The sequence below is a fragment of the Sphingopyxis sp. JAI128 genome, assembly GCF_014207235.1.
Lineage (GTDB): Bacteria > Pseudomonadota > Alphaproteobacteria > Sphingomonadales > Sphingomonadaceae > Sphingopyxis.
Genome location: NZ_JACHDA010000002.1, coordinates 143539 through 163928 on the forward strand (window position 1 = coordinate 143539; position 20390 = coordinate 163928).

The window sequence follows — 20390 nt, forward strand, 5'->3', positions numbered from 1 at the left end:
GCACGCTTGCCGCCGTCAGCCGCCACTCCCGAAAAGCCCGGCCAAGCGCGCGGGCGATCAGTTCTGATTGCTGGCGCCAACGGTCGCGACGACCGGCTTGGGAACCAGCACCTCGGCTGCGACGACGCGCTTCGACGCGCTGGCCGCGATCGTTTTTTCGAGGCTCGCGACCTGCGGACAGTTCGCCTTGCAGACCCGCTGCGCTTCGGCGAGCTTTTCGCGCGCAAGTTCGAGGGCGCCCTTGTCGGCGAGCGCCTCGCCCTGCCCGGTCAGCGCGACGATATCATTGGGTTCGAGGACCAGTGCCTCGCGGTACAGGCCGATAGCCTTGCCCGGTAGCCCCTGCGCGCGCGCGACCTGCGCCAGCGCGATGATCGCCGAGCGGTTGCGCGGATCGGCGGCCAGTGCCGATTCATACAGGTCGATCGCAGAATCGAGTTCGCCGGCCTCTTGCGCCCTCTGCCCTTCGTGCTGGAGCGCGATCGAGCGGGGGAAAATATCATTGTCGGCGCGTTGCGCATCGGATGCAGTGGGCAGGCTGGCAAGAATCGCACCCGCAGTTAGAGCCAAAAAGCCGACGCGCATCGCATTCTCCCATCGCTTCATTGCAGGCGATGCTAACATGGCGAAGTCAGCCGTGCGAGAAAAAATCCGTCGCAGCCGTCGTGCGCCGGCGTCAGCAGATAACCCGCCCCCGCGGCGCGGCCGATACCGTCCGGCAGATAGGCCGCGTCGGCCGTCCAGCCCGGATGCCGGTTCAGAAAATCGTCCACCTGTGCCCGCCCCTCGCGCGTGATGACCGAGCAGACAGCATAAAGGAGTTTGCCGCCCGGCGCCACAAGATCGGCGCCGATGTCGATCAGTTTTGCCTGATCGGCAAGGTGGCGTTCGAGCCGCGCGGGAGTGACCCGCCAGCGCAGTTCGGGACTGCGCCGCCAGGTGCCGCTGCCCGAGCAGGGCGCATCGATGAAGACACGCGCTGCCCCCCCCTGCCAATCGGCGAGCATCGCGCTTTCCTGTCCCGGATTGAGCAACCGCGTTTCGATGCGCGTCGCGTCGGCGCGTCCGGCGCGCGGCGGCAATTGCTGGAGCCGCGCGCGGTTGGTGTCGCAAGCGAGGATAGCCGCGTCGTTCCCCGTCAGCGACGCGATGGCGAGCGTCTTGCCGCCGCCGCCCGCACAGAGATCGACGATCGCCTGTCCCGGTGCAGCATCTAGCGCGGCCGACGCATATTGGCTCGCGGCGTCCTGCACCTCGAACTGCCCGTCGGCATAAGCGGGATGCTGGGCCGCCGCCGTTTCGGGCGGCAAGCGCCAACCGTCCGGCGCGCCGGGGATCGCGCCGCCTTCGGGAAAGAGCGTAGCGAGCTCGTCGCGTGTCGTCTTGATACGGTTGGCGCGGAGATCGAGCGGCGCACGCCTCAGCATTGCGTCATGCTCCTCGTTGCCGACGAGCGGGTCGAAGAGATCGATCAACGCCTGCGCGGCGAGCCCGGTTTCGGCGCGCGGTTCGTCGGCTGCAATCGGCGCGGGACCGTAGGGCGAGCCGTCGAAAAGCGCCGCGAGGTCGGGCTTCGCACCGGCGAGCGCAAGCATTGCAGCCCGCCCCGACGGGGGCGCCGAGCGCACCGTGCGGATCGCATCATAAACATGGGCGCGGATCGCTCGCCGGTCCTTCGACCCCGCATAGCGGCGCGCGCGCATCGCTTCGGCGAAAATGGCGTCGGCTGGCGCGCCTCCATCACGCGCGGCTGCGGCAATGGCGTCGATAATCTCGATCGCGGCCTGGATACGCGCTGCGGGCGTCATCGGCCGGCCTCAGCCCGCCGGATAGTTGGGCGCCTCGCGCGTGATCGCGACGTCGTGGACATGGCTTTCGCGCAGACCCGCGTTGGTGATGCGCACGAACTTCGCCCGCTCACGGAAATCCTTGAGCGTGCGGCTGCCGGTGTAACCCATGGCCGCCTTCACCCCGCCGACCATCTGGTGGATGACGTCTTTCGCAGGGCCCTTGAACGGCACCTGCCCCTCGATGCCTTCGGGGACCAGCTTCATCTGGTCCTTGATGTCCTGCTGGAAATAGCGGTCGGCACTGCCGCGCGCCATTGCGCCGACGCTGCCCATGCCGCGGTAGCTCTTATAGGTGCGCCCCTGATAGAGAAAGGTCTCGCCCGGCGCCTCGGCGGTGCCCGCGAGCATCGATCCAACCATGACGCTCGACGCGCCCGCCGCCAGCGCCTTGGCGACGTCGCCCGAGGTGCGAAGGCCGCCGTCGGCGATCACCGGAACGCCCAGCTTCGACGCGGCCTCGACGCTGTCGAGGATGGCAGTGAGCTGCGGCACGCCGACGCCCGCGACGATCCGCGTCGTGCAGATCGAACCGGGGCCGATGCCGACCTTCACCCCGTCAGCGCCCGCATCGATCAGCGCCTTGGTCGCATCGCCGGTGGCGACATTGCCCGCAAGCACCTGCACCCGGTTCGATAATTTCTTGATCCGCTCGACGGTGATACCGACGCCCTTGCTGTGGCCGTGCGCGGTATCGACGACGATCAGGTCGCACTCGGCCTCGAGCAAGGCCTCGGCACGCTCGACTCCGCTGTCGCCCGTGTTCGTCGCCGCCGCGACGCGCAGGCGGCCGCTGCCGTCCTTCGTCGCGTCGGGGAAATTGACCGCCTTTTCCATATCCTTGACGGTAATCAGGCCGATGCAGCGATAATCATTATCGACGACAAGCAATTTTTCGATACGGCGCTGGTGCAGCAGCCGACGCGCCTCGTCCTGCCCGACCCCGGGGCGAACCGTGGCGAGATTTTCGGCGGTCATCAGCTCGCGCACCGGCTGGCCCGGATTGTCGGCGAAGCGTACGTCGCGATTGGTAAGAATGCCGACGAGCTTGCCGCCAGTTTCGACCACCGGAATGCCCGAGATCCTGTGCTGCGCCATCAGCGCGGTGGCATAGGAAAGCGGCGCGTCGGGGGCGATGGTGATCGGGTTGACGATCATGCCGCTTTCGAAGCGCTTGACCTGCCGCACCGCCGCCGCCTGTTCCTCGACGGTCAGGTTGCGGTGGAGGACGCCGATGCCGCCGATCTGCGCCATCAAAATCGCCATATCGGCCTCTGTCACCGTGTCCATCGCCGACGACAGGATCGGAATGTTGAGGTTGATCTCGCTGGTGAGCTGGGTCGACAGATTGGCATCCGACGGCAGGATATCCGACGCCCCCGGCACCAGCAGCACATCGTCGAAGGTCAGGCCGGTGATGATTTCCATGGGGTGCCACTTTCTGCTGCGGGCGGCGCCTGTCCCGGTTTTCCGGGCGGCACACGCGAATCATTTGGTGGCGGCCCATGTAACCAGTCGGGCCCGCGCGCGCCAGTGGGTGGCGAACGATTATTTCGCGCGATCACCGATCAATTGCGCTGGCACGGAAAAAGGGAGGCACAGCGGCCAATTGTAACCGGTTGCATTGCCCTCGGCGTCCCGTTAGACCGCAGGCATAACATAGTTTCGGCGAAGAGGATATTCCTGCATGAACGTGCCCAGCCAGGCGTCAACGAATGGCGGTCGGCCGACCGCCATGGCGGCCTTTGCCGCGGTGACCGTCCTCTTCTTCGCCTGGGGCTTCATCACCTCGCTGATCGATCCGCTCGTCGCCGCGGTGAAAGGGATTTTCACGCTGAGCGATGCCGAGGCGCAATTATCGGCCTCGGCCTTTTTCATCGCTTATGGTCTGATGTCCTTCCCCGCCGCCGCGTTGATCGCGCGCTTCCATTCGGTGCCGTCGATCCTGACCGCACTGTCAACGATGGTCGTCGGCTGCCTCGTGATGCTCGCCGCAGCCAACCTCGCGGTCTATCCGCTCGTGCTGGCGGGCCTGTTCATCCTCGCGAGCGGCATCACGATATTGCAGGTCGCAGCGAACCCGCTCGCCGCGGCGCTCGGCGACCCGAAACGCAGCCATTTTCGCCTGACTTTCAGCCAGACCTTCAACAGCTTCGGCACCTTCCTCGGCCCGCTGATCGGCGCGCATCTGTTCCTTGAGGGCGTCGAGGTCAAGGAAGGCACGGTGGTGACCGAAGCCGTGCGCGCGCAGGCGCTGGCGGGCATCGACGCAGCCTATTTCTGGATCTGCGGACTCATTATCGCGCTGCTCCTCTTTTTCTGGGTCAGCCGCCGCATCGTCAACGAGGCGGTGCCGCCCGCCCCGATCGGCGCGCGCGCCGGGATGGGCGAGCTGATCCGCGAGGCCTTTTCATCGCGCTGGGCGCTGCTCGGCGGGCTCGCGATCTTCCTTTATGTCGGGGCCGAGGTCGCGATCGGAACGCAGATGACACTGTTCCTCAACAGCGATGCGATCTGGGGCCGGTCGGATGCCCCCTTCGGCATCCCACTGCTCGGCTGGTTCATGGGCAGCGACGGCGTTTCCGGCGTATCGCTGCAGGAAGCGGGCAAAGCCGTCGCCTTTTACTGGGGCGGCGCGATGGTCGGCCGCGCGATCGGATCGGTCCTGCTCGCGCGTTTCTCTGCATCGAAGCTGCTGACGCTGTTCACCGCGATCGCCGCGCTGCTCTGCGCGTATGTCGTGCTCGTCGGCGGGGTGAGCGCGGGCTTTGTCGCCCTGTCGATCGGCCTGTTCAATTCGATCATGTTCCCGGTGATCTTCACGCTGACGCTCGAACGTTCGACCGCGCGGGCGGAGGCGACGTCGGGGCTGCTGTGCACCGCGATCGTCGGCGGCGCGGTCATTCCCTATTTTATCGGGCTGCTGTCGGGGACAGTCGGCTATGCCGCTGCTCTGATCCTGCCCGCCGCCTGCTATGTCGCGCTGTGCGTCTTCGCCATCGCCGCCGGACGCGCACCGGCGCAGCAGGCGAGCGCAGGCGTGACGGTTCACTGAGAGCGCCGGGGCCGAGGAGACCATGACCGGACTGTCGATCCGCGACGCGCGCAAGAGCTTCGGCGCGACCAACGTCCTGAAAGGCGTGTCGATTGACGTGGCTGACGGCGAATTCACCGTGATCGTCGGCCCCTCGGGGTGCGGCAAATCGACGCTGCTCCGTGCGGTCGCGGGGCTCGAGGAATTGACGAGCGGCCATATCGTCATCGGTGACCGCGATGTCACGGATCTCGCGCCGTCGGAGCGGGGGATCGCGATGGTGTTCCAGTCCTATGCGCTCTATCCGCATCTGTCGGTCTACGAAAATATGGCGTTCGGACTGCGCATCGCAAAGGCCGACAAGGGCGCGATCGACACGGCGGTTCGCCGCGCCGCGGCGATATTGAACATCGAAGCGCTGCTCGAGCGCAAACCGGCGGCGCTGTCGGGCGGCCAGCGGCAGCGCGTCGCCATCGGTCGCGCGATCGTGCGGCAACCCCGAATCTTCCTGTTCGACGAGCCGCTGTCGAACCTCGACGCCGACCTGCGGGTGCGGATGCGCTACGAATTTGCCGAACTCCACCGCATGCTCGGGACAACAACGCTCTATGTCACGCACGATCAGGTCGAGGCGATGACGCTCGCCGACCGGATCGTCCTGCTGCGCGACGGGCGGATCGAGCAGACGGGATCGCCGCGCGAGCTCTACGAACGGCCGGCGAACATCTTTGTCGCGCAGTTTCTGGGCACGCCCCGGATGAACATCGTCGCGGCCACCGCTGCCGAGAACGGCCGCGCCGCGCTGGCCGACGGGCGCAGCATCGCGCTGCCTCCGCTCGCGAAGCCGCTCGTGCCGGGGGCGCCACTGTCGATCGGTATCCGCCCCGAGGATATCGCGATCGGCGACCCTCCGGACGCGCTGGCCTTCTCCATTCGTTTTATCGAACGCCTTGGCGGGCTGGCGACGGTGCACCTCGGGGGCCGCGAAGGCGATGTGATGTTGGCGTGCCAACTGCGCGACGACGGGCGTTTCGATGAGGGCGACAGGGTCCACGCCACCTTCCCCCCCGCGCTTTTGCATCTGTTCGACGCCGACGGCCAAAGACTGGGAAAGATGGGGGAATGACCTTGCATTTCGCCTGTGTAACCGGTTACGCTGTGAACGTTTCCGCGCCCGGTATTCGGAGGGACGGAGTCGCGAAGGCGGCCCGGCGCCATAGGAGGGAAAGGGGCCCAGCGGCATGGCTACATTGAGGGACGTCGCCCGCGAAGCGGGGGTTTCGGTGGCGACGGCATCGCGGGCGATCAACGGGCTCGGCAATGTCACCGCGCCGACGAAGGCCGCGGTGATGGCGGCAGTCAAAAAGCTGAACTTCGTCCCGCACAGCGGCGCGCGCAGCCTGACTCGGCGCAAGACCGACACTGTGGGCGTCATCCTGCCCGACCTGTTCGGCGAATTCTTTTCCGAAATCATTCGCGGCATCGACCTGGTCGCGCATGAATCGGGCATGCACCTGCTGCTCGGCAACATGCACGGCAGCACGCACGAGACCGCCGCGGCCATCGCCGCTATGCGCGGGCGCGTCGACGGGCTGCTCGTCATGCCGCCCGATCTCAAGCCCGAGCTGCTGTCCGACTATCTCGACCCAACCTTGCCAACGGTGCTGCTCAATTACGACGCGGGCTCGCTCGACCTGCCGTTCGTCGCGGTCGACAATTATCGCGGCGCCTATGCGATGACCGAGGCGTTGCTGGCGGGCGGCGCGCGGCAGGTCGTCCATATCGCGGGCCCCAAGCACAACCGCGACGCGCGCGACCGCCAGCGCGGCTTCGTCGACGCCATGGCACAGGTCGGCGGCGTACGAAATCCGGCGATCCTGCCGGGCGATTTTTCGGAAGAAAGCGGCGTGAAGGCCGCACGACTGCTCGTTGAGGGACAGCTCCCCGCCGATGCCGTGTTCGCCGCGAACGACCAGATGGCGGTCGGGCTGATCGCCGGGCTGGCCGAATCCGGCAAGTCGGTTCCCGGCGATATCATGGTCGCGGGCTTCGACGATATTCCGCTCGCGCGGCACCTCAATCCCTCGCTGTCGACGATGCAGGTGCATATCGACCGGCTGGGATCGACCGCGATGATGCTGTTGCTGCGCATATTGCGCGGCGAGACGCTCGGCGCTGCAAGCGCGACGATCCTGACCCCGGCGCTGGTCGCGCGCGGCACCACGGGCGGGGTGGCGGCGGCCCGCACATCGGCATGACGCCCGCTTGCGCCCGATGCGGTTGACGCGGCGCCAGTTGACGGGCGCGCTTTCGGCGCTGCCCCTGTTCCCGATCCTCGCGGGGTGCGGCGCGCGCGCGGACGGGACGCTCACCGTTTGGGCGATGGGCAATGAAGCCGCGGCGCTGCCCGTGCTGCTCCAGAAGATCGACTGGCCCGCAAACGCGCCGCCGATTTTTGTGCAACCCCTGCCCTGGACCGCGGCGCACGAGAAATTGCTCACCGGCTTTGCCGGCGGCTCGCTGCCGAGCGTCGGGCAGGTCGGCAACAGCTGGATCGCCGAGCTTGCCGCCATCGGCGCGATCGCGCCGGTGCCCGCGCATGCCACGGCGTTGCTGGCCGACCAGTTCGGCGCAGTAATCGACACCAACCGCATCGCGGGCAAGAGCTGGGGCGTACCCTGGTATGTCGACACGCGGCTGCAATTTTATCGCAAGGATCTGTTCGAGCGCGCCGGCTACGCCGGGCCGCCGGCCGACTGGACGGGATGGAAGGTCGCGCTTCACAAGGTCAAAAAGGTCGCTGGGGACGGCAATTTCGCCCTCCTCTATCCGCTGAACGAATATGAGCAGCTGACGACGCTTGCGCTGTCGGCAGGCGCGCGGATGTTGCGCGACGACGGCGGACGCGGCGCCTTCTCGGAACCCGAGTTCAAGGCCGCGCTCGCCTTCTACAAATCGCTTTTCGACGAAGGGATCGCGCCGCGGATATCGATGACGCAGATATCCAACGTCTGGACCGAATTCGGCCGCGGTTATTTCAGCCTGTTCCTGTCGGGTCCGTGGACGATCGGCGACATGAAGAACCGCCTCGCGCCCGAATTGCAGGATGCGTGGGGCACCGCGCCGAACCCCGGCCCCGACGGCATCGGATCGGCGGCGCCCGGCGGGTCGAGCCTCGTCGTCTTTGCGGACAGCGCACATAGCAATGCGGCGTGGGATCTGGTCGCGCGGCTGATGGCGCCTGGCGCACAGGTCGCGCTGCACAAGGCGACGGGCGACTTGCCCGCGCGACGCTCCGTATGGGACGCGGCCGGGCTGGCGCTCGACCCGGCGGTCGCGCCCTTCCGCACCCAGCTCGAGCATGCGACCGCGCTGCCCAAGGTGCCCGAATGGGAACGCATCGTCACCGAGATGCAGATCGTCGCCGAACGCATGGTGCGCGGCCAATATAGCGTCGACGAGGCCGCGAAGGAAATCGACGCGCGCGCCGATCGGCTGCTCGAAAAGCGGCGCTGGATGCTGGAGAAAGGGCGCGCGCTGTGACCGCCGCTGGCCGAACGAGCGAAGCGCGCGCGGGCTGGGCGATGACGTCGCCCGCACTCGTGGCGATTGTGCTCTTCTTCGTGCTGCCAGCCGTCGCGTCGCTGTTCCTGAGCTTCACCGATTTCGACATTTACGCGCTCGCCGACATCGGCAACCTGCGCTTCGTCGGCTTCCAGAATTATGAAAGGCTGACCCAGAACCCGCTGTTCTGGAAAGCGATGGCAAACACCCTTCTGTTCGTCGCGGTCGGCACGCCTTTCATCGTCGCGCTGTCGCTGTTTGCCGCCATGCTCGTCAATTCGCGCTGGCTGAAATGGCGACCCGTATGGCGCGTTGCGCTGTTCGCGCCCTATGTGACGACGCTGGTCGCAACCGCGGTGGTGTGGCGCTACCTGCTCCACACGCGCTACGGGCTGCTCAACTATCTCCTCTCCTTCTTCGGAGTGCCGCCGATCGACTGGCTGGGCAGTCCGACGGCGTCGCTGCCCGCAATCCTGATCTTTGTAGGGTGGAAGACCTTCGGCTATAACATGATCATCTTCCTCGCCGCGCTCCAGACGGTGCCGCGCGAGCTCGACGAGGCGGCGCGGATCGACGGTGCAGGCTGGTTCGCGCGATTGCGCCACGTCACCCTGCCCGCGATCGCGCCGACGGTGCTGCTCGTGTCGGTGCTGACCGTCGCAGGCATGTTCCAGCTGTTCGCCGAACCCTATGTGATGACGCAGGGCGGCCCCGCGCAGTCGACCGTGACCATCCTCTATTTCATGTATGAGGAGGGGTTCAAATGGTGGAACCTCGGGTCGGGCGCGGCGGTCGCCTTCCTGCTCTTCCTCTGTATCCTGGCGGTGACCTTGGTACAGATGCGGCTCGCGAAGCGGAGCGGCGCGATATGAACCTGCGCCGCTGGTCCGTTACCCTGCTCGCTGCGCTCGTCGCGCTGATCACGGTCGCGCCCCTGCTGTGGATGATCTCGGTCAGCTTCATGGCACGCGGCGAGGCAGCGCAGTTCCCGCCGCCGCTGTGGCCGGCGAACCCGACGCTGGAAAATTATCGTGAGCTGTTCGGGACCTTCGGCGTCGGACGCTTCCTCTTCAACAGCATCCTCGTCTCGACGCTCGCCACGGCGCTGGCGCTGCTTTTCACCATCCCGGCAGGCTATGCCTTTGCCAAGCTGAGGTTCGGGGGCGGCGATCCCATCTTCCGCATGCTCGTCGCCGCGCTTGTCGTACCAGGGCAGATCGGGATGCTGCCGCTGTTCCTCGAACTCAAGGCGATGGGGCTGGTCAACAGCTATGCCGGCGCGCTGGTACCGTGGCTCGCGGGAATTTTCGGCATCTTCCTCGTGCGCCAATATTGCCTGTCGATCCCCGACGAGATGCTCGAGGCGGCACGCATCGACGGCGCGAGCGAGGCGCAAATCCTCCGCCGCATCGTGCTGCCGATCCTGACGCCGGTCATCGTCACGCTCGCGCTTTATGTGTTCCTGTCGAGCTGGAACGATTTCATGTGGCCGCTGATCATCCTCGCCGATCAGGATCTTTACACGCTGCCCGTGGCGCTCGCCGCGAACAGCCGCCAGAATGTGCAGGATTATGAAATCATGATGGCCGGCGCGGTCGTCACCACCCTTCCCGTGCTCATCCTCTTCCTCGCGCTCCAGCGTTATTATCTGAGCGGGCTTCTGGCGGGGAGCGTCAAAGGATGAGCCGTTCAACCAAGGAAAAACGTATGAGATACTGGACCGTGGCGCTGCTGGGCCTCGCCCTCGCCACCTCTCCCGCCGCCGCAAGGACGAAGACACCCGCGCCGGTCGAAGGCCAGACGCCGCAGCAGCCCGTTGCGCCGGGCAATTATCCCTATCAACTGTTCATCCCCAAAGGCTATCTGACCGATACGGCCAAGCAATATCCGCTGCTCATCTTCCTCCACGGCTCGGGGGAGCGCGGCGACGATGTCGCGAAGGTCAAGGTGCATGGCCCGCCAAAGATCGCCGACCGCGATCCCGACTTCCCCTTTATCACGATATCTCCTTTGCTCGGTACCGATCAGGACTGGGATACCGAAAAACTCGACGCGCTCGTCGATCATGTCGCAAAGGCGTATCGCGTCGATCGCACGCGCATCTACCTCACCGGCCTCAGCCGCGGCGGGCATGCCAGCTGGCGCTGGGCGATCGCCGAACCGAAGCGCTTTGCCGCGATGGCAGCGGTCGCTGGGCGCGGCAACCCGGGCGAGGCCTGCCGCCTGATGGACCTGCCCGTCTGGGCCTTTCACGGCGACCGCGACGATGTCGTCGCGCCCGAAGGCAGCTTTGCCATGGCGCGCGCAATCCGCGCCTGCGGCGGCCGGAAGGTCCGCCTGACCATCTACCCCGACCTTGGCCACAATGCCTGGGATCCCGCCTATGACGACCCGGCGCTTTACGCTTGGCTGCTCGAACAGAAACTTCCCTCTCCCACGAATGCCGACAAGGACAAGAAATGACGCAGACCGTTTTCCCGGACGATTTCCTGTGGGGCGCCGCGACCGCGGCCTATCAGATCGAGGGATCGCCGCTCGCCGACGGCGCGGGCGCGAGCATCTGGCAGCGATTCAGTCACGACCCGCGGTTGATGGCGGCAAAGGGCGACACCGGCGACATCGCCTGCGACCACTATAACCGCATGCCCGCCGACGTCGCGCTGATGAAGGAGTTGGGGCTGAAAGCCTATCGCTTCAGCGTCAATTGGGGCCGCGTGCTGCCCGAGGGGACCGGGCGGGTGAACGAACCCGGCCTCGGCTTCTACGAGCGGCTGGTCGACGAATTGCTCAAGCACGACATCGAACCTTTGCTGACGCTCCACCATTGGGACCTGCCCGCGGCGCTCGACGACAAGGGCGGCTGGCTGAACCGCGACAGTGCCGACTGGTTCGCGGAATATGGATCGGTAATGTACCGCCGCCTCGACGGCCGCGTGAAGAAATGGGTGACGTTGAACGAACCCTGGGTGATTACCGATGGCGGCTATCTCCACGGCGCGCTTGCACCCGGACACCGCAACCTGTTCGAAACCCCGATCGCGAGCCACAATCTGATGCGCGCGCACGGCCGCGCGGTGCAGGCCTATCGCAGCGAGGGAGCGCACGAGATCGGTCTCGTGGTCAACATCGAGCCCAAATATCCGGCGAGCGATCGCGCGGAGGATGTCGCCGCAACGGCGCGGGCGCACGCTTATATGAACCGGCAGTATCTCGATCCGGCGCTGAAGGGCTCCTACCCCCACGAACTCGCTGACGTGTTCGGCGAAGCCTGGCCGCGATGGCCTGCGGAGGACCTTCAGGACATCTGCCAGCCACTCGATTTCATCGGGATCAATTATTACACGCGCAACGTGGTCAAGGCCGATCCGAACCAGTGGCCCGTCGGCGCGTCGCCGGTGCGGCAGAATGCGACGCACACGACGACCGATTGGGAGGTTCATCCCCCCGCGCTCACCGACATGCTGATCTGGTTCCGCGACACCTATGGCGATATTCCCGTCTATATCACCGAGAATGGCGCTGCCTTTTACGACCCGCCGACGGCCGGGCCCGACGGGATCGACGATCCACTGCGCTGCGACTATCTTCGCACGCACATCTCGGCGATCGGCGATGCGATCCGCCAGGGCGTCGATGTGCGCGGTTATATGGCGTGGTCGCTGCTCGACAATCTCGAATGGTCGCTCGGCTTCTCCAAGCGGTTCGGCATCGTCCATGTCGATTATGAAACGCAGGTCCGCACGCCCAAGCGCAGCGCGCGCTTCTACAGCAATGTCATTGCGACCAATGGCGGGAATCTCGGATGACCCGCTGGCTGCTGATCCTCGCCGCGGCGCTGCTCGCGCAGCCCATGACGGCGAAGGAACGCGCCGACCGCTACAGCGCGATGACGTACAATATCCGCCTCGACCTCGCGTCGGACGGCGACAATGCGTGGCCGCACCGGCGGAGCGCGTTGACCAGCCTCGTCGCTTATTATGCCCCCGATCTTGTCGGGATGCAGGAGGTGCTGCTGCACCAGAAGCAGGGTGTCGAGGCCGACCTGCCCGCCTATCACTTTATCGGCGCCGCGCGCGACGACGGGAAGGACAAGGGGGAGTTTTCACCGCTCGGCTTCCGCCGCGACCGCTTCGCGCTGATCGCGTCGGGGACCTTCTGGCTGTCGCCGACCCTCGACGTGCCCGGCAAGGGTTGGGACGCCGCGTACCCGCGTATTGCGAGTTGGGCGCGGCTTGAGGACAAGGCCTCGCGCCGCCGGTTGCTGGTTGTGAACACCCATTTCGATCATGTCGGCGCCACGGCCCGCCTCGAAAGCGCGCGGCAAATCCGCCGCTGGATCGCCGATCAGCGAAAGGCGCGCGAGACGGTGGTGCTGATGGGCGACTTCAACAGTCCGGCCGACAGCCCCGCGCACGCGGCGATCACCGCCCCCGCGCCCGGACCGGCCGCGCTGCACGACACGCTGGCGATCAGCCGAACGCGGCATTTCGGGCCGCTCGGCACCTTCACCGGCTTCGATATCGGAAAGAACGAGCCGAGCCCGATCGACCATATTTTCGTGAGCGACGGCGTTGCGGTGCTCCGCCATGCGACGCTAACGCAGCAGACGGGAGGCAAGCTGCCGTCGGACCATTATCCGGTGCTCGCGGATCTTTGCGTCGGCAAGGGGTGCTGAGCCAGGGCATCCCCGCGAAAGCCGGAGCTCATGGCGCGCGGATGGCTTGGGCCCCCGCTTTCGGCTGTACCTATTCCGGCTTCGCCTGATTGAGCCAGCCGCCCTTGAAGCCGATGCGCTTCAATCCGCGGACGATATGCGGATTCCCCCGCATCACCTTCCAGACAAGGCCGCTGCGATGATTTTCCATCATCGCTAGGATCGGTCCCTGATCGATGCCGAGATAGTCATTCGCGACCCAGCCATGCACCGGATCGACCGCGCCGCTGCGCGAGCCCGCGTCGGTAAAGGTGAAGCTGGGGTTGAAGGCGTCCTTGAAGCCGTAGCGCGTATAGAGCCGTTCGCCATATTTTTCGCGCATCGCCATCAGCGCGGGGATCGTCACCTCGGGCGCGAAGGCGACCGAGCCGCCCGCCGCGGTGGGGACGATTGTCCCGTCGTCGACGACGCGGATCGCGCTGACCCCGCGCGCCATATAGCCGTTGAAATCGCGCGGCGTGCCGTCGACGCTATATTGACCTTGCGAATAGCCGGGTCCGTCGGACGCGGTCCATCCCCAGATATCGGCGCTGTAGCCGACCCATTTGTTCGGATTGTCGGCGCCATAGGCCCGCTGCGCCAGCGTTGCACGGCGGCTGTTCTCGAAATAGTCGATGCCCTTGCCGCGCATGAACTCGTCCTGGATGCCGCGAAAGTCGACCCAGACATGGCTGTACTGATGCCCGAACAGCGGCTCGAACTGGAGATGCTGTTGCCCGTAATAGCTGCCCCAGTCCTTTTCGAGGTCGCCCGCCCAGCCCGTATCCCACGCATCCTTGCCAACGGGGTGCGTCGGCGAACCCATCGCGAGGATATAGACGAGCATGCCCTCGTTATAGCCGACCCAATCGTGCGTGCCGAAATCGCCGCCGTCGCCGCGTTCGGGATACCAGCCCATCGCGATCGCCTTGCGCCCGCCGCCATTGGCCGACGGAATCCGGCTGTTCTCGCGCTGGACGAAGGTCCAGTCGACGCGGCGGTAGATTTTCTCGGCAAGGTCGCGGATCTCGGCCTCGACCGGCGTGTCGCGGTCATAATAGCTTTGTGCGAACAATATGCCGCCGAGCAGCAGCGACGTATCGACGGTCGAAAGCTCGGTTTTGCCGCGCCGCGTTCCATCTTCATTGTTCAGGAAATGATAGAAAAAGCCCTTATGGCCGGCCATGCCGGTCGCGGCAGGCCCCTGCGGCGCAGTCCAGTAGAAGCGCAGGCAATCGCGCGTACGCTCCGCCGCCTCGGCGCGCGTCACATAACCGCGCTCGGCGCCAATACCGTATGCGGTGAGCGCAAAGCCCGTCGAGGCGATCGACGAGAAGGGGTTGCTCGGCCAGCGGTCGGGCGCAAGACAGCGCTGCGTATCGGTCGTGTCCCAGAAATAACGGAAGGTGCGCTGGGTCAGCTCTTCGGAAAAGGCGGCTTTCGTCATCGGCGCAACGGATGCCGGCGGAGGAACGGCCGCTCGGGGTGCGGGCGCGGCGGTGCAAGCGGCGGCGAGCGCCACGAGGGGCAACAGCAAAGCCCCGGTCCGGAACGACATTCGATACTCCAAAATTTGGGCGCCCGGCCGCGGGAGGGGGGATGCGGCCGGGCGCCTGGTCAGCCGGTCAGAAAGAGAACCCGGCCGATAGCTTTACGGTGCGGGGGGGACCATCAATCGCATAATCGGTCGGATTGCGAAGCCCCGTGACCGAGTTGAAGCCGCTGAAATTGCGGTCGTTGAACAGGTTGATGATGTCGAGGCGCAGGCGAATGCGCGTTTCATCGGCAACGAATTTGAGCGGGATATTCTTGGTAATCGACAGATCCATCTGGCGATACCCCCACAGGTCGCCGTTGCCCTTTGTCTTGGTCGAGACAATGTCGCGGCTGAGCGGGTCGCCCGGGGTGAATACGAAGGCCGCAAGATATTTGGGCGAAGCGATCTGGAATTTACCCGACAGGGTGATCCCATAGGGGATATCGACCGAACCCGCCATGACGAAGCGATGCTTGCGCACGCCCGTCGAGGTGATGAAGGGATAGGCGTCCATGTTAGGGAAATCGAGGCTGAAGGTTTCGCCGAACTGCCTGTTTTCTTCGGCGTCGGTGAAGGTGTAGGTCGCATCGAGGCTCCACGGCGAGAACTCGGTGTATCGCTTGGTCAACTTGAAATAGGCCGTATTGGCGCGCGTTTCGATACCGTTCGTCCCGATGATGATGCTGCCGAACGGCGCGGGCGGGCTACCGAAAGGCGAATCCGGGTTGCCCGTCGCCGGGAAGAAGCTGCCGTCCGCCCGGCGGTTGCCGAGCAGGTAGACGAAACCGTCCTTGCTCTCGACATAGGAATAGCCAAGTTCGAGGTCGAGCAGGTTGAATTTGCCCCGCACGCCCAGACTGAACTGGTCCGAATAGGGAATTTTCAGGTCATTCTTGATAAAGCGCAGTTCGCGGCCGGCCCCCACTGGCAGCCCCGCGATCAACGCCGCACGGCCTTCGGGGGTCAGATAGGCCGGATCCCATGCGATGCAGGTCGCGCTGGGTACGCATGTGTTGAGCGTGTCGCCGCGATTGTTGAAGTTGAACGTGCGGGTCGCGAACAGGCCCTGGGTCAACTCCTGCTGGATATTGTCGAACTGCGTACGATCATAGGAACGGCCGTAACCGCCGAATATCGCGAACCTCTTGTCGTCATCGAGCGAATAGGTGAAGCCCAGGCGGGGCTGCCATGCGCCCTTGAACGCCTTCCGCTCGCTTCCCGTCGAGATATAATCGTCGATGTTATAATCGGCGTTGACGAGATTCGTATAGGGCGGGGTCACGGTGCCGTTCGGACCCGTATAGGACGCCCGGCCCGCCACGAATTCGGCGATCGCGGGGTCATGCTTGTAATTCAGGAAGGCCGGGGTCCGCTCATAATCCCAGCGCAGGCCGATATTGAGCGTCAGGCGGTCGTCGAATTCCCAATCGTCCTGCGCATAGATACCGAATTGGAAATTCTTGGACGTGATATTCGGGTCGCCCCCGGACACCGGCGCACTGAAGACCATGCGGTACGGGATATCGTCGTTGAACGTGCCGCCGTTGGGGTTGTAATTCACATTATAGGTGAAGACCGGGTTCACACCATTCTGCGTGTTGGTGTTGAGTTCGACCCACTTGCCCTTCACGCCGACCTTGAAGGTGTGCCCTTCAAGCCCCGTGTAGGTGAAGTCGTTCGACACCTGCCAGCCGTTCTGCCCCTTGTCCTGGAAATTGCTGCCCGCGCCGATGCGCAGGATATCACCGCGGCGGCTGGTGGTTGCTGGCGGGGGGTTAGGCACCGTCGCGTTGAAAATGGACACATTACCGAAATTGAGCGGCCGCGGTCCCCAGGTCACGTCTTCATAGGCGACCTTGAGGTCGTTGATCCAGGTGTCGGCGGTATGTTCCCAGCGCGCAAGGCCGCGCCATTCCTCGACCTTGGCGATCGTCCGCGTTTCGAATGAAGCAAAACCGCTGTTAAACTGCTCGCCGCTTTCATCGCGATATTTGACCGAAAATTCGAACAGGTCGTTGTTCGTCGGCGTGAAATTGATCTTCCCGAAATAGAGGTTTTCGTTGAAGGTTTCCTTCGCCGATCCGAAAACATCCTGATATTCGCTCGGGAAATAAGAAATGGGCAATTCGAGACCCGGAGTAATGTCGCGCGGATTGACGCGGCGCTTGCCCTCGTAAGTCACGAAAAAGTGGAGCAGATCCTTGACGATCGGGCCGCCGAGAGCGCCGCCGAACTGGATATCCTTTGACCGGACTTTCGGAATATAGCGCGGAAAATTCTCGCTCGGGCGCCGGTCGCGCAGGCTCTGGTTGGTGAAATCGATAAAGCCTTCGCCGTGGAACTCATTGGTACCCGACTTGGTCACCGCGGTGACCGCGACCGAGCTCACTTGGTCGAACTCAGCTTTATAGTTCGAGCTGATGACGCGATATTCGCCGATCGCGAGCTGCGGGAACGGGTTGCCCTGCGTCGAATCCTGGCCGGTCACGCCGTTTTTGAGCACATAATCCTTCTGTCCGATGCCATCGATGAAGATGTTCACGGAATTGCTTCCCTGCGCGCCCCCCTGAAGGCGCGATTGGTCGCTGCCGTTGGTGATGAACTGGACGCCGGGTGCGAGGTCGGCGAAAGCAAGGAAGTTGCGATTGTTTTGCGGCAGCACCTCGATCAGCCGCTGCGAGATATTGGTGCCGACTTCGCCGCCCTCCATCGAGCGGATACGGCTGCCGGTGACGATGATCGCATCGTCGCCGCCCGAAGCGATGTCCGGCTGCGAAAAGTCGAAGTCCAGAACCGCACTCTGCCCGACCGAGAGGGTGAATTCGTCAGTGCGACGCACCCCGCCGGGGGTGGTCAGCTCGAGGCGATAGGTGCCAACCGGAAGCGACGCGATATTGTAGCTGCCATTTTCGCCGACGGTGACGCTGCGCGTCAGGCCCGTGTTGACGTTGATCGCGGTGACCTGCGACACCCCGCCATCGGCCTTGACCGTCCCGCGCAGCGAAGCACTCGACACCTGGGCATGGGCGGGAACCGCGACCGCGACGGCCAGCGCGCCAGCCGCGCTGCTCCATGCCAGCGCCGCGGCGAACGAACGTGCGCGCGACCGGCGTGCGAAAACGGTTTGAAAATCATGCGATAACTTCACGGCATCCTCCCTTTTTGTGCCCCGACATTTCCCGCCCTCGCTGATTTCGCCGACCGGCCTTGCCACCGCTCAACGACGAGTCGCGGGAAATCGCGTCGTGTTTTTTTGATTTGTAACCGGTTTCACGATCACTGTATAGAGAGAAGCGACGCAGATGGATGCAATCGGGGGCCAGCCGGTTTTCCGCCGAAATTCGGCCCATCCGCGTGACAATGTATAAGCAAACCCGACTGGGAAGGACGAATCATGCCGCCGATGAAGCGCAATCTCACATACCTGACGCTGGCCACCCTGATGGTGGCAGGACAGCTCGCCCCAACCCCGCTGCTGGCGAAGCCGGCGACGAGCGCGAGCGAAAAGGCGCCAGTCGATTCGGCGGACTGGATGCGCCCCGATGCGAAAATGGACCGCTTTATCGCCGACCTGATCGCGAAGATGACGCTGGACGAGAAAATCGGGCAATTATCGCTCCTGACCAGCGACTGGGATTCGACCGGCCCCACGATGCGCCAGGGCTATCAGGACGATATCCGCAAGGGCCGCATCGGATCGATCTTCAACGCCTTCACCGCCAAATATACGCGCGATCTGCAACGGCTCGCGGTCGAAGAGACGCGGCTGCAAATCCCCCTACTCTTCGGCTATGACGTCGTCCACGGTCATCGCACCATCTTTCCCATCTCGCTGGGCGAATCGGCGAGCTGGGACCTGAATGCCATTGAAAAGGCAGCGCGAATTTCCGCGACCGAGGCCGCCGCCGAGGGCATCCACTGGACCTTCGCGCCAATGGTCGACGTCGCGCGCGACCCGCGCTGGGGCCGCATGTCCGAAGGCGCAGGCGAAGATGTCTTCCTTGGCAGCAAGATCGCGGCCGCGCGCGTGCGGGGGTTCCAGGGCGACGACCTGAAACGCGTCGATACGGTGCTCGCGACCGCCAAGCATTTCGCCGCCTATGGCGCGGCGCAAGCGGGCCGCGATTACCATACGGTCGATATTTCGGAGCGCACGCTGCGCGATGTCTATCTGCCGCCGTTCAAGGCGGCGGCCGATGCCGGCGCGGCGACCTTCATGACCTCGTTCAACGAATATGACGGCGTGCCCGCGTCGGGCAGCCACTATCTGCTGACCGACGTGCTGCGCAAGAAATGGGGTTTCAAGGGTTTTATCGTAACCGATTACACGTCGATCAACGAAATGGTCGCGCACGGCTATTCGAAGGATCTGAAGCAGGCCGGCGAACAGGCGATCAACGCCGGTGTCGACATGGATCTGCAGGGCGCGGTGTTCATGGACCAACTCGCGCAGTCGGTTGCCGAGGGCAAGGTCGACGTGAAGCGGGTCGATGCTGCGGTGAAAGCGATCCTCGAGATGAAATACCGCCTCGGCCTGTTCGAGGATCCCTATCGTTATTCGGACGAGGCGCGCGAAAAGGCGACCGTCTATCGCGCCGATTTCCTCGAGGCGGCGCGCGACGTCGCGCGCAAGTCGATCGTGCTGCTGAAGAACAAGGACGGCGCCCTTCCGCTCGCCGCATCGGCAAAGTCGATCGCCCTGATTGGGCCGCTCGGCAACAGCAAGGAGGATATGATCGGCAGCTGGGCCGCGGCAGGCGACCGCAAGACGCGGCCGGTCACGCTGCTCGAAGGCCTGCAGGCGCGCGCGCCAAAGGGAACGACGGTCGCCTATGCTAAGGGTGCGGGCTATCAATTCGCCGACGCGGGCAAAACCGACGGTTTCGCCGAAGCGATCGCGCTCGCGCAGAAATCCGATGTGATCGTCGCCGCGATGGGCGAGCATTGGAACATGACCGGCGAAGCGGCGAGCCGCACCTCGCTCGACCTGCCGGGCAACCAGCAGGCTTTGCTGGAGGAACTCAAGAAAACCGGCAAGCCGATCATCCTCGTTCTGATGAGCGGACGGCCGAACAGCATCGAATGGGCCGACGCCAATGTCGATGCGATCCTCGAGGCCTGGTATCCTGGGACGATGGGCGGCCATGCCGTCGCCGATGTCCTTTATGGCGACTATAATCCGTCGGGAAAATTGCCCGTCACCTTCCCGCGCAACGTCGGACAGGTGCCGATCTATTACGACATGAAAAACACCGGGCGGCCGATCAAGCCCGAGGATCCCAACGCAAAATATGTCTCGCGCTATCTCGATACGCCGAACACCCCGCTCTACCCGTTCGGCTATGGCCTCAGCTACACCAGCTTTACCTATTCGCCGGTGACACTCGACAAGGCAAAGATCCGCCCGGGGGAAAAGCTGACCGCAACGGTCACCGTGACCAACAGCGGCGCGCGAGATGGCGAGGAGGTCGTCCAGCTTTATGTCCGCGACCTTGTTGGATCGGTGACGCGCCCGGTCAAGGAGCTCAAGGGCTTTGAAAAGCTGATGCTGAAGAAGGGCGAGAAACGAACGGTCCGCTTCACCCTGACCGACGCCGATCTCGCCTTTACGCGGCAGGATATGAGCTGGGGCAGCGAACCCGGGCAGTTCAGGCTGTGGGTCGGCCCCTCGTCGGCCGAAGGACAGGAAGCCAGCTTCGAGCTGACCGAATGACG

The 20390-nt window shown here is 64.5% G+C and carries 15 protein-coding genes; 10 read left to right on the forward strand and 5 right to left on the reverse strand.

Features of this window, described 5'->3' with window-relative positions; genetic code table 11:
- Nucleotides 1-57: 57 nt before the first annotated feature.
- From HDC35_RS04705 to guaB, 3 genes are read right to left on the reverse strand one after another with little or no spacing between them, the layout of a single operon-like run.
- A complete protein-coding gene (locus HDC35_RS04705; protein ID WP_260397527.1) occupies nucleotides 58-606 on the reverse strand; it encodes a tetratricopeptide repeat protein in 549 nt (182 codons plus the stop codon).
- An 11-nt stretch (nucleotides 607-617) separates the two neighbouring features.
- Nucleotides 618-1808 carry an RsmB/NOP family class I SAM-dependent RNA methyltransferase gene (locus HDC35_RS04710; RefSeq protein ID WP_184644234.1) on the reverse strand — a complete coding sequence of 397 codons (1191 nt, stop codon included), beginning with the start codon at nucleotides 1806-1808 and terminating at the stop codon, nucleotides 618-620.
- A gap of 9 nt (nucleotides 1809-1817) precedes the next feature.
- Nucleotides 1818-3275 carry an IMP dehydrogenase gene (gene guaB / locus HDC35_RS04715; protein WP_184644236.1) on the reverse strand — a complete coding sequence of 486 codons (1458 nt, stop codon included), beginning with the start codon at nucleotides 3273-3275 and terminating at the stop codon, nucleotides 1818-1820.
- 259 nt (nucleotides 3276-3534) lie between these two features.
- On the opposite strand from guaB, the gene HDC35_RS04720 reads away from it, so the two are divergent.
- From HDC35_RS04720 to HDC35_RS04760, 9 genes are all read left to right on the forward strand, one after another.
- Entirely contained in the window at nucleotides 3535-4902 is a 1368-nt protein-coding gene (locus HDC35_RS04720; RefSeq protein WP_260397528.1) for an MFS transporter, read from the forward strand.
- Between the two features lie 22 nt (nucleotides 4903-4924).
- Nucleotides 4925-6007, forward strand: coding sequence for an ABC transporter ATP-binding protein (locus tag HDC35_RS04725; protein WP_184644238.1), 1083 nt, complete (start codon nucleotides 4925-4927; stop codon nucleotides 6005-6007).
- A 115-nt stretch (nucleotides 6008-6122) separates the two neighbouring features.
- A complete protein-coding gene (locus HDC35_RS04730) occupies nucleotides 6123-7139 on the forward strand; it encodes a LacI family DNA-binding transcriptional regulator (protein WP_184644240.1) in 1017 nt (338 codons plus the stop codon).
- A 16-nt stretch (nucleotides 7140-7155) separates the two neighbouring features.
- Nucleotides 7156-8424 carry an extracellular solute-binding protein gene (locus tag HDC35_RS04735; RefSeq protein WP_184644242.1) on the forward strand — a complete coding sequence of 423 codons (1269 nt, stop codon included), beginning with the start codon at nucleotides 7156-7158 and terminating at the stop codon, nucleotides 8422-8424.
- Entirely contained in the window at nucleotides 8421-9317 is an 897-nt protein-coding gene (locus tag HDC35_RS04740) for a sugar ABC transporter permease (protein ID WP_311770712.1), read from the forward strand. Before HDC35_RS04735 ends, HDC35_RS04740 begins: the two co-directional genes overlap by 4 nt.
- Nucleotides 9314-10129, forward strand: a complete 816-nt coding sequence (locus tag HDC35_RS04745) for a carbohydrate ABC transporter permease (RefSeq protein WP_184644244.1) — start codon at nucleotides 9314-9316, stop codon at nucleotides 10127-10129. The genes HDC35_RS04740 and HDC35_RS04745 overlap by 4 nt, the downstream gene beginning before the upstream one ends.
- A gap of 23 nt (nucleotides 10130-10152) precedes the next feature.
- On the forward strand, nucleotides 10153-10908 hold the full coding sequence (locus HDC35_RS04750) for an alpha/beta hydrolase-fold protein (protein ID WP_184644246.1): 756 nt from the start codon (nucleotides 10153-10155) through the stop codon (nucleotides 10906-10908).
- A complete protein-coding gene (locus HDC35_RS04755; protein WP_184644248.1) occupies nucleotides 10905-12251 on the forward strand; it encodes a GH1 family beta-glucosidase in 1347 nt (448 codons plus the stop codon). The genes HDC35_RS04750 and HDC35_RS04755 overlap by 4 nt, the downstream gene beginning before the upstream one ends.
- Nucleotides 12248-13120, forward strand: coding sequence for an endonuclease/exonuclease/phosphatase family protein (locus HDC35_RS04760; RefSeq protein ID WP_184644250.1), 873 nt, complete (start codon nucleotides 12248-12250; stop codon nucleotides 13118-13120). Before HDC35_RS04755 ends, HDC35_RS04760 begins: the two co-directional genes overlap by 4 nt.
- A 70-nt stretch (nucleotides 13121-13190) precedes the next feature.
- Here HDC35_RS04760 and HDC35_RS04765 read toward each other — a convergent pair whose 3' ends face one another.
- The gene (locus tag HDC35_RS04765; RefSeq protein WP_184644252.1) at nucleotides 13191-14696 is read right to left on the reverse strand and encodes a glucoamylase family protein; all 1506 of its coding nucleotides are present in this window, start codon (nucleotides 14694-14696) and stop codon (nucleotides 13191-13193) included.
- Between the two features lie 67 nt (nucleotides 14697-14763).
- Entirely contained in the window at nucleotides 14764-17823 is a 3060-nt protein-coding gene (locus HDC35_RS04770) for a TonB-dependent receptor domain-containing protein (protein WP_184644254.1), read from the reverse strand.
- 246 nt (nucleotides 17824-18069) lie between these two features.
- On the opposite strand from HDC35_RS04770, the gene bglX reads away from it, so the two are divergent.
- Nucleotides 18070-20388 (forward strand): beta-glucosidase BglX, encoded by a 2319-nt coding sequence (gene bglX / locus HDC35_RS04775; RefSeq protein ID WP_184644256.1) that lies wholly within the window; start codon nucleotides 18070-18072, stop codon nucleotides 20386-20388.
- Nucleotides 20389-20390 lie beyond the last annotated feature (2 nt).